Here is a 12,625-nt window from a genome sequence, read left to right as displayed (position 1 = left end):
CGCGGGTGTCCTCGCTTGTATGGAACCGACGCAAGCGCGCTACGACGTTATCGCCGATCAGGGACAGAACACACTCCATCTCGTTCTCCAGGGGCAACTCACCGATGACGAGGTAGAGCGCCTCGCTGTCGAGGCGGTCACGTCGGCCCGGCACCTCAGTCCGGGCTTTACCGTCATCACCGATGTCTCGGAGTTCGACCCGCACTCGACCGTGGTCGTCGAACCGCTCGTTCGCGCTCGCGGCCAGCTGTGTGAGATGGGGTGTGAACGGATGATCAGCGTCCTGGCGGACGACACAGCCGACGACCCGACCCGGGGCGACTACCAGGTCGAAACGACGACAGCGCGTTCGGCGTCCGGCATCGTGCCGCCCTCGACATCCGAGTCGGTCTCGGCGAGGGCAAACTTGAAGTAGCACCGTGACAATAGGTAACGTGGAGCGTACGACTCCCGGCGGGAACCACCGCCGTATCGTTCCGGGATTGGCACCGGCGGCCGACCGATCACCTGCGGGGCACGGCCACCCCGCCGGTAACTTTACTCTTATACGGACACGACCAGTAGCTGTCCGTCGTTCCAGATGACCACGCTGCGTGCCGTCGTTCGACTCGGCGACCGCCCGCCGCTCGGCGAGGGGATGGTCCCGCTCGTGGAGGCCCACCTGTACGGGGGTGGACTGGCGCGGTTCGTCGCGTTCCGCGTCACCGACGGGCCGGAACTCGAACGGATTCCGGGAGCGTACGCACCGGATTTCGGTGCCGACCCCGCCTATCCGGTGACCGACCTGCTCCTCGCGCTCCCGGAGACGCGCGGACTGTCCGCGGTCGGCCAGCGCCTCGATACGCTCTCGACGAAGGCCGACGCCAACTACGGCCAGTCGTTCGACGCGATGGTGTTTACCACGGACGTGGAGTGGGGCAGCGACGGCTACGGTCGGCTCTTCGAGGGCCGGAGCCAACTGGAGGCACACCCCTTCGACGGCGTGGCCGAGGTGACACTCCTGGCCGGCGCGAGCGAGGCCCAGCGGGACACACTCGCCGCGAACCTCGACCGCCTCGACGGGACGACGGCCGTCTACACCGCCGACCGTGACTGACAGCGACATCGATTTTGCGCGGGGGGATCTACCCTCGGCCATGGACGGGCTGGGACTACCGGGATCGAGCCGGCGCGAGCGGGTCCTCGCCCACGTCGACATGGACTGCTTCTACGCGGCCTGCGAGCGACAGCGCGAGCCGGCGCTGCGGGGCGAACCACTCGTCGTCGGGATGGGCTACGAACCCGGAGAGACCCACGGGGCGGTCGCGACCGCCAGCTACGAGGCCCGCGAGTACGGCGTCGAGTCGGCGATGCCGATAACCGACGCCCTCGAACGCCTCCCGCGCAAGGTCGACGCCGTCGACGACCCGGAGCGTGACGTGTCCGAGGCCGGCTTCTACCGGCCGGTCGAACTGGACTACTACGAGTCGGTCGGACGAGACGTGAAGGCGATTCTCCACGACACCGCCGACACCGTCCGGGAGGTGAGCATCGACGAGGCCTACCTCGATGTCAGCGACACCGTCGACTGGAGCGAGGCTCGGGCGTGGGCAACCGATCTCAAAGACCGGATCGAGGCGTCGGTCGGCGTGGTCGCAAGCGTCGGCCTGGCCCCGACGATGAGCGCGGCGAAAGTCGCCAGCGACCACGACAAGCCCGACGGACTGATCATCGTCGAGCCCGGTGAGGTCCGGGACTTCTTCGCGCCGCTGCCCGTCGAGGCCGTCCACGGCGTCGGGCCGGTGACGGCCAGAGAACTCGCCGCCATGGGGATCGAGACGGCCGGCGACCTGGCCAGTGCCGATCCGGACCGCCTCGACGACGCCTTCGGCGAGCGCGGCCGGGAGATCCGCCGGTTCGCCCGCGGCGAGGACGACCGCGACGTGACCCCGAAAGGCGACCCCAAGAGCCTCTCGCGGGAGTCCGCGTTCACCGAGGCGACCGAGGAGAGTGAGACGGTCCGGCGTCGCGTCCGCACGCTCGCCGACGCCGTCGCCGACCGCGCACGGCGACAGGAGGCCCGGTATCAGACGATCGGTATCAAGGTCGTCACGCCCCCGTTCGATGTCAACACACGCGCTCAGTCGTTGCCAGGGCCGGTCGAAGACGCCGATCTGGTCGAGTCGGTCGCGCTAGACCTGCTGACGGAGTTCGACGGTGCGGCGGTCCGAAAAGTCGGCGTGCGCGTCTCGAACCTGGACTTCTCGGCCGGCCAGCAGGCGAGTCTCGACGGGTTCGAGACGACCGACGACGACGGCCCGGCCCGGCGAGGAGGGCAGTCGATCAGGCACCGCTTGGTGCCTTCCAGGAGCGGGCGGGGACCGACCGAGTGGCCGACGGCGACAGGGGAGGCCAGACGACGCTCGACGAATTCGGCTGACTCAGTCGACCCCGTGCTCCAGATTCTCCAGCAGTTTCCCGACGAACAGTCCCGCACGCGGCGAGAGCACGTCGTCGGGCGGGACAGCCGTCGGCTGTGCGGCGAGCGTCCGAACGAACTGCTCGCTGTGTGTCATCGCCTGGAGCATATCGACCACGTCGACGGTGAGTCCCTCGTCGGAGGTGTCGACTCCGGGGAACTGCTCGCGATAGGCCTCGGTGTACTCGATCGTCCAGGCCGGCCCGCCCACGGCGGCGACGATGTCGTCGAGCGGCGCGATCTCGATGCGACCGTCGGGGGTACCGACGGAGACGCTCCCGTTCTCGACGACTGTCTCGTACCGTGTCATCTGTCACCGACCCACAAAAATAGTTACGGCTCCACCGCAATAGCGGTTGCTCCACCAAGCCCGTCAGCGGACGGAAGACGCCTGTCTGACGGAGAGTTATGAGGTGTGCGTGTCTCCGTCGGGACACGAATGGCAGAGACCGAACAGATAACCGTCGCCGACACGAGCGCCGGCGTCGGCGGAAACACGGACCCCGACAGACCCGTGAACCTGCCGGTCGTCGAACTGCTCACTGGCCGCGGCTTCATCACCGGGAAGAGCGGGAGCGGGAAGAGCAACTCCGCGAGCGTCATCGCGGAGAAACTGCTCGACAACGGGTTCGGGCTGCTCATCGTCGACATCGACGGGGAGTACTACGGCCTCAAAGAGGAGTACGAGATCCTCCACGTCGGCGGCGACGAGGAGTGTGACATCCAGGTCACGGAGGACCACGCGGGCAAGATCGCCTCGCTGGCCTTGGAGCAGAACGTCCCCATCATCCTGGACATCTCGTCGTTCCTCGACGAGGAAGAGGCCGAGACGCTGCTGACGGAAGTCTCGAAGCAACTGTTCGCCAAGGCCAAAAAGCAGAAACAGCCGTTCCTGATGCTCGTCGAGGAGTGCCACGAGTGGATGCCCGAGAAGGGGTCGATGGGCGAGGTCGGGAAGATGCTCATCAAGATCGGGAAACGCGGCCGGAAACACGGGCTGGGCATCGTCGGCATCAGCCAACGCCCGGCCGACGTGAAAAAAGACTACATCACCCAGTGTGATTGGCTGGTCTGGCACCGTCTGACCTGGAACAACGACACCAAGGTCGTCGGGCGGATCCTCGACAACGACTACGCAGACGCCGTCGAGGACCTCGGCGACGGCGAGGCGTTCCTGATGACCGACTGGGCCGAGGCCGTCCACCGGGTCCAGTTCCGGCGCAAGCAGACGTTCGACGCCGGCGCGACGCCCGGCCTCGACGACTTCGAGCGCCCGGAACTGAAGTCCGTCAGCGAGGACCTGGTCTCGGAACTGGAGACGATCAGCGACGAGAAACAGGCCACCGAGAACCGCATCAAGGAACTCCGCGAGGAACTGGACAAGAAGAACTCACGCATCGCGGAACTAGAGCGGGAACTCCAGGACGCACGGGACCTCTCCCGGATGGCCGAGCAGTTCACCGACGCGCTGGTCGACCACGTCGACGACTACAACCCCGGGCGGACCGCAAAGGAGGAAGAACGCCGACGGCGCGAGCGGTTCGCGGAGGCCGGCGAGGGCTCGCCGTCCGAGACGGCCGAGGACTCGCCTGCCGAGGACGCGGAGCCGGCGGCGGCCTCCGGTGGCGGCTTCGGCGACGCGTTCGGCGACTTCGCGCCCGAGGAGGGGATGGACAGTCCGCCCGCGTCCGGCGGGGACGCCGGCCCACCCCAGGCGGACGCGACGGCCACCAACGGCCAGCCCGACGCGGCATCGGCCAACGGCCAGGCGGAGGGCGACGACGCCGAGACGGCGTTCGCCGCGGCGATGGCGTCTGTCGATTCCGGCGGCTCGTCGTCGGACGGCGGCGTCGCAGCCGACACCGGCGGCGGGACCCGAGCGGCACCGATCGATCCCATCGACGACTCGGTTCCGGAGGCCGTCGCGGCCCTCGCGGCGGATATCGCCGACCTGGAGGGAAAGACCCGGCGGATGCTCGCGTTCTACGTCGAACAGGGGCCGGGGACGCCGCTGAACGCGCACTTCTCGGCCGGCGGCTCGGGCGACCGGACGGCGGCCTACGCGCGCAACCGGACGCTCAGGCTCCGTGGGCTCGTCGAACACGTCGGGAGAGGCTCCTACGACGTACGGCTGGGCGCGCTCATCGACGAAGAGACGGCGACCGACCTCCCGGCCGCGCAGCGCGACGAGTACGCCGACCGGCTCGAAGGACAGATCGTCGACAACGAGTCCTGAGAGCCGTCAGACCAGCGGCTCGACGAGGTCTTCGCGCGGCACGGGGGTCGTCGGCCTTCGCGACACCGCTCGCCAGCAGGACGCCGGTCGCGCCCAGATCGCTCGCGGAGACGAGGTCTTCCCCGGTAGAGATACCCGCGCCACACAGCACGTCCACGTCGCCGTCGACCCGTGCGGCCGCGTCGACGGCACCGGTGACGATGTCGGGGTCGGCCTTGCTGACCGGCGTCCCGGTGCCGATGAGTTCCGGCGGCTCGACGGCGACGGCGTCCGGGCCGAGCGCCGCGGCGGCACCGATCTGTGCGGGGTTGTTGGCACAGACGATCGTCTCCAGGTCGACCCGATCGGCGGCGTCCAGGGAGCCGTCGATGTCGGCGAGTTTGAGTCGGTTCTCGGAGTGGTTCAACAGCGTGCCGACGGCGCCGGCGTCGGCGACCGCCTCGGCCAGCGTACTCCCGGTGTGGCTGCCGTGCTCGACGGGGCTGACGTGCTGTGCCCACGTCTCGACGCCCGTCTCGGCGACCGACTCGATGTGGGCCGCCTGGGGTGCGACCGCGACGCGGACGCCGGAGTCGTCGCTCACGTCGGCTGCGGCGGTCGCTACCTCGATCGGATCGCACGGATACGCCTTCAGATTGACCAGAACGAACATACGACTATCACCTCGGCCGGCAGTCAAATAGGTTGTGCGGTACGGAGCCACACGGAAGCTGGGGGTATTAAGACGGTCCGCGTCGTCACCAGTTATCGAACCGTGAACCGTGGCTCCGGGGGACCACCGACAGTCCTGATCGTCGAGGACGAACAGCATCTGGCAGACCTGTACACCGACTATCTCGCGGCGGCGGAGTACGACGTGGTGACGGCCTACGGCGGTGAAGAGGCGCTCGAACGCCTCGACCGCGAGCCCGACATCGTGCTTCTGGACCGGCGGATGCCCGTCGTCTCGGGCAACGAAGTCCTCGCCGAGATCGAGGACAGGAACTTCCCCTGCCGGATCGCGATGGTCACGGCGGTGAACCCCGACTTCGAGATCATCGATATGGGCGTCGACGACTACATCGTGAAACCGGTCACCCGCGGTGAGCTGATCGAAGTCGTCGAACGGCTGGAGATGATTTCGGACTACAACGAGCAGCTCCGGCAACTGACGACGAAGAAACTCAAGCGCAACGTCTTACAACTGGAGAAGACCGAATCGGAACTCCGCGAGAGCGACCAGTACCACCGGCTCCAGTCGGAGATCAGCGACATCGAGACGAACGTCGACTCGCTCGCGAACGAACTCGACGTAGAAGAGGAAGACCTCAGACTCTAGTCCTTGCGTTCGACGACATCGCCGAGCGTGTAGCTCCCCTGGCTGCTACCGCTCGACCACTCGGTCTCCTCGCTACTGCCGCCTTCGCTCAGCGAGATCCCCAGTTCGCGTTCGAGTTTCTTCTGGATCTCGTCGGTCGGGAGCGTGTCGCCGCGTTCGAGTTTCCGGATGAGACTTGCCTTCTCGTTGAGCTTCCGTGCGAGGTCCTCCTGGCTCATCCCGCTTGACTCGCGGGCCTCCCGGATCCGCTGGTCGTAGTCCTGGGCCACCTCGTCCATCTCGTCGAACATGTCGCGGCGACGGCTCGACCCGCCGGAACTGGACGCTCGACTGTGAGGACGAGGACGACCCGCTCGACCCGCTGGAGGATGTCGAATACTTCGTCGATGTCGAGGAGCTGTCCTCGGTTTTGACCTCCGTGCCGAAGTCGGTACACTCGTCACAGACATCGAGTTCAGCGCCCTCGATCTTGACGCGGTTCGGAGACGAGACCTCCTTGCCGCACATCTCGCACTGGACCATACTGCCGGGTTGGAGAGGGGAGGGTATAAATGGTGTGCCGGCCGCCCTGTCAGTCCAGCGCGCGCATCGAGTGATAGAACCGCTGGACGGCGGTGAGATGACCCACCAGGGCGAAGACGACCAGCAGCCAGCCGACGAGCGAGAGCCCCGCGACCTCGGGCTGGACGAACGCGACCACGCCGGTGACGACGCCGACGAGCGCCAGCCGGTCGGCCCGGCCGAGCAGGCCGCCGTACACCCGATCCAGGCCGACGGCTTCGGCCTGGGTGCCGAGGTACGAGGTCATCAACACGCCCGTGACGGCGGCGATGCCGAGCGCCCACTGGCCGATCCCCGCGGCCAGGCCGACGATGATCGCGATATCGGCGTACCTGTCGAGGACGTGATCGAGCAGGTCACCACCCGAGGAGGCAACGTCGAGTTCCCGGGCGAGCGCGCCGTCGACGAGGTCGAGCCAGCCGTTCCCCAGGACCAGAAAGGCACCGAGGACGTACAGCAGCGGGTCCCGTGCCGCCACGCCGTAGGCGCCGCCGGCACCGACAGCCAGCAGGAAGGCGATGACGCTCACGCCGTCGGGAGAGAGCCCGGTCATGCGGGCGGCGCTGACGAACGGCCCCAGCGCACGGTCGGCGAGCGGTCTGAACCTGTCCAGTGTCATAGCCACTCGACGTACGAGACGGTGCCGGCGCTCGGGTCACGCTCGCCGCGGAGCACGGCCTCGATGGCTGCCGCCACCTCGTCGGGGTCGCGGTCGGTCGTGACGACCTCGTAGACCGAGTCGATCCCGTGGCGGTCGACGGCCTCCGAGAGGATCACGTCCAACGCCTCCGATTCGGCGTTCTCGGCTGCCTTCGCCTCTTCGTCGCCCCGCCCCCGAAGGCGGGCCGCGACCGTCTCGGGGTGGGCACGGAGGACGATCACCCGGTCGGCGTCGAAGTGGTGTGCCAGGTGTGATTCGAAGACAACGTCGTCGCGCCCGTCGAGCCAGTCGGCCACCGCGTCCAGGTCGGCGACGAGACTCCCGCGTTCCTCGTCGCGGCCCGTCGAGAACCCCTCCGAGGTGACAACGTCGTTGAGGTGGACTACGTCGAGATCGGTGTCGAGTCGCTCCGTCGCCGTGGTCTTGCCCGTCCCGGGCGTGCCCGTCACTGCGACCCTCACGCCTCTGTCACCCCGAGAATCTCGTTGAGCGTCTCGACGGCTCGGCGCGTGTCCTCGCGCGTGCCACAGGTGATCCGGACGCACTCTGGCAGGCCAAAGGAAGAGCAGTCCCGGAGGATGACGCCGGCCTCCTGTGCCGCCTCCGCGACGGCGTCGGCGTCGCCGACCGACGCGAGCACGAAGTTGCCGGCGCTCTCCCAGGTGTCGGCCGCGAGTTCGTCGTGCATGTACTCCCGGGCCCAGGCGGCCGTCTCGACGGACTTGCGGACGTGTTCGTCGTCGTCCATCGCCGCAAGCGCCGCCCGGCAGGCGAGTTCGCTCGCCGAGAACGGCGTGTTGATCCGGGCGTAGGCGTCGGCCCACGATTCGGGGACCAGCGCGTAGCCGATCCGGACCCCCGCCAGTCCGTAGGCCTTCGAGAACGTCCGGAGGATCGCCACGTCGTCGCGGTCGTCGAGCAGCGATCGTTTGCTCGGCCGGTCGGAGAACTCCCCGTAGGCCTCGTCGACGACGACGAGGGTCTGCTCGTCGGTCTCCTCGGCGATCTCTCGGACGGCGTCCGTCGAGAACTCCGCGCCGGTCGGGTTGTGCGGGCTGGTTAGGTAGACGATCCGCTCGCCGTCGTAATCTTTCAGGACCGTCTCGGCCGTCTGTGCGAAGTCGTCGGCCTTCGAGAGGGTGTACTCGGCGACGGTCCCGTGGTGGTAGCGGGCGCTCATCGGGTAGTAGGCGAAACCGGGATCGGGCACCAGCACGCGCTGGCCCGGGTCCAGCATCGCCCGGGCGAGACAGTCGAGCGCCCCGTCACCGCCGTTCCCGAGCCAGACCTGCTCGTCCTCGCAGTCCCAGTGGTCGGCAACCCTCGCCACGAGGTCCGCGTGGGAGGCCTTCGGGTACGAGTGCATCCCGGCGGCCGACTCCCGGATCGCGTCGACGGCGGCGGGACTCGGCCCGAACATGTTCTCGTTGGACGCGAGTTTCACGAGGTCGTCGGGCTCGACCCCCAGTTCCCGGGCGACTTCTTCGATACCGCGGCCCGCCCGGTAGACCGTGTGCGACGAGAGATCGCGTGGCTCCATGGATGTGCCAAGCGGGTGGGGCGGCTTAAGAGTGACCACCTGGGCTGGCTCGACGGGACGGGGCTATCCGAGGATCGAGAACGTGTGCTCGCGCTCGGCGTCACAGCTCGGGCAGGTGTGGCGGTAGACGATCTTGCCGCCGTTGGTCCGGCTGTCCCAGTTGCCCGCCTCGTCGACGAACCCACACTCCGGGCACTTCTTTTTGGTTCCCTCGTAGCGGTTCTGGATACGTGCCAGCGGTGACGAGCCGCCCTTACGGTTCGTTGCCATGACATACGATACCACGCTTCGGTAGATAAATCTTCACGTTCGTTCACAGGACTGCGGTCACACTCACGCCGGCGGGCCGTCCCACTGCTCGCCGTCGTCCTGGGTTCGTAGCCGATCGTCTCCCGGGCGTGTTCGAGGTCGTCGAGCCAGCGGCGCTCGTTGCCACTGACGCCGTAGAAGTGGTCCCACTCGACCGACTCGTCGTCGAGACAGCACGCGACCATGTGGGCCAGATCGCGGCGGGACTGCCAGAGCCCTTTCATGCGTGCGACCTGTTCCTCGTAGGCGTCGCTGCCCCGCTCCCAACGGCCCTCGTCGACACCTCGTTCGGCGTCGCCGTACGGGTGGTCGTACGCCGGATCCCGGATCGCGCCGAGACGGAGACCGTAGAAGCTGATCTCGTGTGCCTCGGCCGCGAGCCGCCCCAGGTCCTCGCCGTAGCTCTTCGTCAGACCGTACCGGGAGTCGGGACGGTGTGGCTCGTCGTGGCCGGCGACGATACCCCGGTCGTGGTACACGTCGGGCGCGTTCCGTCCCTCGACCATCCCGACGGCGTGGTTCGAGGAGGCGAAGACGATGCTGTCCAGGCCAGCGTCGACGGCCGCCTCGGTGACGTTGTGGATGCCTTCGAGGTTGTCGGCCTGTGGCTCGTTCCAGCCCAGCGCCCGGGAGTCGGGGCCGCCGGTCCCGGGGATCAGCGCCAGGTGGACCACCGCGTCCTGTCCCTCGAAGTGCGGGCGGATCTCGTCGTACGCCCGGACATCCGCGACGGCTGTCTCGTGAGGGCTCGGTGCGTCGTCCACGTCCAGCAACGTGAAGTTGTACCGGTCGTCGTCACCGAGGTGGTCGGTGATCGCCGTCCCGACGGTCCCGTGTGCGCCAGTGATGAGAACGTCCATACGGGCCGGGCGGTCCGGATCGGGTTAGGCCTTCCCCCGTCTAGTCGATGGGCAGCGCGTCGAGATCGATCTCGAACCGGAGCGTATCGTCGACGACCTCGCGGTTGACCGGGACGCGCTTCCCGATCAGTTCCTCGACCTCGTCCGGTGCGAGTTCGTAGGCGTCGAGGAACCGCTTGAGGTCACAGTTGGCGCCCCAGACCGGCGGGCGCTTGAAACACTGTTCGAAGGACGCGCCGCCGGGGAGTTCCATGTGGACCGCGACCTCGTGTCCTCCTCGGTCACGTCCGTGATCTCGACCGTATCGAGGTTCCCGTTCGTTCGGACGCGGGACAGCGCGTCGGCCGTGTTGTCGATGTCACCAGGCATACCTGTCCGTGGTGACGCCGGCGGTGAAAACTCTTCACATGACGGCCGGGGACCGTCGTCGGTCACCACGGCCCGGATAGCGACAGCGGCGACCCCCGGAGGCGACGCCGCGAACGTCGAAGCGCGAGACGTGTTCGCGGAAGCCGATCCCTCGGACGACGGCGGTTCCTGACCGCCGGGCGCGGAAGCAGGACGTTCAAGACAGTGCCGTCCAACCACCGCCCATGAGCACTGTCGATGCCGCGATCTTCGGAACCCACCTCGTGTTCGCTGGGCTCTGGTCGGGGAGTGTCCTGTTTACCGTCTACGCCGTGTTGCCGGTCGCGATGAACGGGAACGCGCGGGTCCGCGCACTCGAACCGATAACGGGTAAACTCAAGACCGTCTCGCGAGTGAGCGCGCTGGCGCTGCTGTTGACCGGCGGGCACATGGCCGCGACGCGGTACACCGCCGAGTCGCTGACCGGCACCGGACGGGGCCACCTCGTCTTGACGATGGTCGCGCTGTGGTTCCTGCTTGCCGGCCTCGTCGAGGTCGGCGCGTCGAAACTCACGGACGGGTTCGACCGGAAGAAAGTCGGGGAACCGGCCCGCGAGGCGCGGCCGTTCCTGCTCGGGGCCGCCGTCGTGGCAGTCCTCCTGTTGCTCGACGCCGGGGCGATCCTCGGGCTCTACTACTAGAGCCGCTGCCCCACGTGGTCGGCACATTTCAACGCCAGGGCACCGATCGTGAGCGTCGGGTTCAGCGATCCGGCGGTGACGAACGCCGACGAGGACGCGACCGAGAGGTTCGTCAGATCGTGGGTCCGAAGGGTGGGTGTGACGACGCTCTCGGCGGGATCGGTCCCCATCCGGGTCGTCCCCATGTGGTGGTACGCCGGGCCGGTGTGTTCGGGTCCGACCGTACCGCCGATCTCGGCCCCGAGTTCCCGCAGGATCGCCACCTGGATCTCGTTGGCCCGGCGTAGCGACCGTTTGACACGCGATCCCAGCGACCACCGGATGTCCGGAACGGGGTTCCCGTGGTCGTCGGTCCGGGAGGTGTCGAGCGTCACACGGTTTTCCTTCCGCGGCGGTTGCCCCACCAGTCCGCCCATGGCGATGTGGGTGCCGTAGGCCGACCGGAGATCGGCGAGGAGGTCGTCACCCCAGGTCTCGCCGTCGAGGGCGATCTCGACCGGGGAGGGGCCGGCGTAGTTCAGGAACTCAAGTTTGATCGGCGAGAACGACTCCCCGGTCGACTCGACGACCGTCTCCCCGGTGCCGGCGTGTTCGACGGCCTGCCCGGGGTCGTCGTAGAACTGGTGGGTCTCGCTGGTGATGAAGCCGACGTGGTTCTGGCGGGTCTCCCGGTCGAGCGTGCCGCCGGCACCGGCAAAGAGGTGTTCCATGAAGTACCGGCCCACGAGCCCGAGGAGTTGGCGAGGCCGTTCGGGTGGGCCTCCGACCGGGAGAGCAAGAGGAGGCGCGGGATCTCGACGCCGCCGGCGGCCAGGACGAACTCCCGGGCCGTCTGTCGGTGCTCGGTCCCGTCGGGGGTGGCGTAGACGGCGGCGGTGACCCGGCCCTCGCCGTCGGTCTCCAGGCGCTGGACTGGCACGCGATCGACGATGCGGGCGCCGGCCTCTTCGGCGTCCCTGGCGTGGACGCTGGCGTCGTACTTCGCGCCGGAGGGACAGACCGGCTGACAGGTCCCGTAGCCGACACACTGGCCCCGACCGTCGTACCCCTCGGAGTTGCGGGCGTTGGGGACCGAGTGGGTGGCGATCCCCAGCGACTCACAGGCTTCTGCGAACAGCGAGTCGCTGTAGGAGGGCGGGAACCCCGGCATGGGATAGGGGTTCTCCCGGGACGGTGCGAACGGGTTGTCGGCATCGCCGGCGACCCCCATCGCCCGCTCGACCTCGGCGTAGTAGGGCCGGAGGTCCTCGTAGCTGATCGGCCACGCCGGGTCTGCGTTTTCGTGGCCGCCGTCGAAATCCGTCGGGTGGAACCGCATCACCATCCCCTGCCAGTGCAGTGTCGACCCGCCGACGCCTTTCACGCGGGTGACGTTGAGCGGGTAGAACCGGTCGCCGCCGGAGGTGTAGGCGTCCCGCTCGCCCCCCATCTCCCAGACATCGCCCCTGCCGCCCGGCCTGATCGCTCGCTCCATGCGCTCTTGGCGCGATTCGAAGTCGAACCGGGGACCGGCCTCCAGGACGACTACGTCGTGGCCGTCGTTGGCGAGTCGGCTGGCGACGAGTGCACCTGCGGGACCGGCACCGACGACACAGACATCGGCACGGTCGGACGGCTCGCGCTCCTCCATCTC

12 protein-coding genes and 4 pseudogenes are annotated in these 12,625 nt (G+C 68.0%); 8 read left to right on the top strand and 8 right to left on the bottom strand.

All coding sequences use genetic code 11. The features are described 5' to 3' along the window. Window positions 1-19: 19 nt before the first annotated feature. The 4 genes and pseudogenes from P1L40_RS00145 (at window position 20) to P1L40_RS00130 (ending at window position 4,694) form a co-directional block, all read left to right on the top strand. On the top strand, window positions 20-415 hold the full coding sequence (locus P1L40_RS00145; RefSeq protein WP_284009167.1) for a hypothetical protein: 396 nt from the start codon (window positions 20-22) through the stop codon (window positions 413-415). 165 nt (window positions 416-580) lie between these two features. After that, a complete protein-coding gene (locus P1L40_RS00140) occupies window positions 581-1,096 on the top strand; it encodes a hypothetical protein (RefSeq protein ID WP_284009166.1) in 516 nt (171 codons plus the stop codon). Between the two features lie 40 nt (window positions 1,097-1,136). Beyond that, a pseudogene (gene dinB / locus P1L40_RS00135) lies at window positions 1,137-2,321 on the top strand (DNA polymerase IV); the annotation flags it as partial. 576 nt (window positions 2,322-2,897) lie between these two features. After that, entirely contained in the window at window positions 2,898-4,694 is a 1,797-nt protein-coding gene (locus tag P1L40_RS00130) for an ATP-binding protein (protein ID WP_284009260.1), read from the top strand. A gap of 6 nt (window positions 4,695-4,700) precedes the next feature. Here P1L40_RS00130 and tpiA read toward each other — a convergent pair. Then, window positions 4,701-5,346: pseudogene (gene tpiA, locus P1L40_RS00125) on the bottom strand (triose-phosphate isomerase). A 102-nt stretch (window positions 5,347-5,448) separates the two neighbouring features. Between tpiA and P1L40_RS00120 the strand changes: the two are divergent. Further along, window positions 5,449-6,012, top strand: coding sequence for a response regulator (locus tag P1L40_RS00120; RefSeq protein WP_284009161.1), 564 nt, complete (start codon window positions 5,449-5,451; stop codon window positions 6,010-6,012). Here the strand turns inward: P1L40_RS00120 and P1L40_RS23690 are convergent. Then, window positions 6,009-6,302 carry a helix-turn-helix domain-containing protein gene (locus P1L40_RS23690; protein ID WP_473092370.1) on the bottom strand — a complete coding sequence of 98 codons (294 nt, stop codon included), beginning with the start codon at window positions 6,300-6,302 and terminating at the stop codon, window positions 6,009-6,011. The two genes, P1L40_RS00120 and P1L40_RS23690, sit on opposite strands and share 4 nt — an antisense overlap. Here P1L40_RS23690 and P1L40_RS23685 point away from each other — a divergent pair. Then, window positions 6,209-6,466, top strand: a pseudogene (locus tag P1L40_RS23685) (DUF8138 family protein); the annotation flags it as partial. The gene P1L40_RS23690 and the pseudogene P1L40_RS23685 overlap by 94 nt on opposite strands. A 117-nt stretch (window positions 6,467-6,583) precedes the next feature. Here the strand turns inward: P1L40_RS23685 and P1L40_RS00110 are convergent. The 5 genes from P1L40_RS00110 to P1L40_RS00090 are packed head-to-tail and all read right to left on the bottom strand — an operon-like array spanning window position 6,584 to window position 10,196. Then, window positions 6,584-7,192, bottom strand: a complete 609-nt coding sequence (locus P1L40_RS00110) for a CDP-alcohol phosphatidyltransferase family protein (protein WP_284009159.1) — start codon at window positions 7,190-7,192, stop codon at window positions 6,584-6,586. Continuing rightward, window positions 7,189-7,695, bottom strand: a complete 507-nt coding sequence (locus P1L40_RS00105; RefSeq protein ID WP_284009158.1) for an adenylate kinase family protein — start codon at window positions 7,693-7,695, stop codon at window positions 7,189-7,191. The genes P1L40_RS00110 and P1L40_RS00105 overlap by 4 nt, the downstream gene beginning before the upstream one ends. Then, window positions 7,692-8,774, bottom strand: a complete 1,083-nt coding sequence (hisC, locus tag P1L40_RS00100; protein ID WP_284009157.1) for a histidinol-phosphate transaminase — start codon at window positions 8,772-8,774, stop codon at window positions 7,692-7,694. Before hisC ends, P1L40_RS00105 begins: the two co-directional genes overlap by 4 nt. Next, window positions 8,675-9,943 carry an NAD-dependent epimerase/dehydratase family protein gene (locus P1L40_RS23680; RefSeq protein ID WP_284009258.1) on the bottom strand — a complete coding sequence of 423 codons (1,269 nt, stop codon included), beginning with the start codon at window positions 9,941-9,943 and terminating at the stop codon, window positions 8,675-8,677. The genes hisC and P1L40_RS23680 overlap by 100 nt, the downstream gene beginning before the upstream one ends. Window positions 9,944-9,983: 40 nt before the next feature. Further along, window positions 9,984-10,196 (bottom strand): hypothetical protein, encoded by a 213-nt coding sequence (locus tag P1L40_RS00090; RefSeq protein ID WP_284009257.1) that lies wholly within the window; start codon window positions 10,194-10,196, stop codon window positions 9,984-9,986. Here P1L40_RS00090 and P1L40_RS00085 point away from each other — a divergent pair, their 5' ends adjacent. Further along, window positions 10,197-10,484 (top strand): hypothetical protein, encoded by a 288-nt coding sequence (locus P1L40_RS00085; RefSeq protein ID WP_284009255.1) that lies wholly within the window; start codon window positions 10,197-10,199, stop codon window positions 10,482-10,484. Window positions 10,485-10,536: 52 nt separating this feature from the next. After that, window positions 10,537-10,992 (top strand): transporter, encoded by a 456-nt coding sequence (locus tag P1L40_RS00080; RefSeq protein ID WP_284009254.1) that lies wholly within the window; start codon window positions 10,537-10,539, stop codon window positions 10,990-10,992. Here P1L40_RS00080 and P1L40_RS00075 read toward each other — a convergent pair. Further along, window positions 10,989-12,622: pseudogene (locus tag P1L40_RS00075) on the bottom strand (GMC family oxidoreductase). The gene P1L40_RS00080 and the pseudogene P1L40_RS00075 overlap by 4 nt on opposite strands. Between the last annotated feature and the right edge of the window lie 3 nt (window positions 12,623-12,625).

It is taken from the genome of Haloarcula pelagica, assembly GCF_030127105.1.
Lineage (GTDB): Archaea > Halobacteriota > Halobacteria > Halobacteriales > Haloarculaceae > Haloarcula > Haloarcula pelagica.
This window is presented reverse-complemented; position numbering and strand designations above follow the sequence as displayed.

Coding starts and splice junctions, on each gene's coding strand:
- P1L40_RS00145 (WP_284009167.1), top strand. CDS start 20: ATGGAACCGACGCAAGCGCGCTACGACGTTATCGCCGATCAGGGACAG.
- P1L40_RS00140 (WP_284009166.1), top strand. CDS start 581: ATGACCACGCTGCGTGCCGTCGTTCGACTCGGCGACCGCCCGCCGCTC.
- P1L40_RS00130 (WP_284009260.1), top strand. CDS start 2,898: ATGGCAGAGACCGAACAGATAACCGTCGCCGACACGAGCGCCGGCGTC.
- P1L40_RS23690 (WP_473092370.1), bottom strand. CDS start 6,302: ATGTTCGACGAGATGGACGAGGTGGCCCAGGACTACGACCAGCGGATC.
- P1L40_RS00110 (WP_284009159.1), bottom strand. CDS start 7,192: ATGACACTGGACAGGTTCAGACCGCTCGCCGACCGTGCGCTGGGGCCG.
- hisC (WP_284009157.1), bottom strand. CDS start 8,774: ATGGAGCCACGCGATCTCTCGTCGCACACGGTCTACCGGGCGGGCCGC.
- P1L40_RS23680 (WP_284009258.1), bottom strand. CDS start 9,943: ATGGACGTTCTCATCACTGGCGCACACGGGACCGTCGGGACGGCGATC.
- P1L40_RS00090 (WP_284009257.1), bottom strand. CDS start 10,196: ATGGAACTCCCCGGCGGCGCGTCCTTCGAACAGTGTTTCAAGCGCCCG.
- P1L40_RS00080 (WP_284009254.1), top strand. CDS start 10,537: ATGAGCACTGTCGATGCCGCGATCTTCGGAACCCACCTCGTGTTCGCT.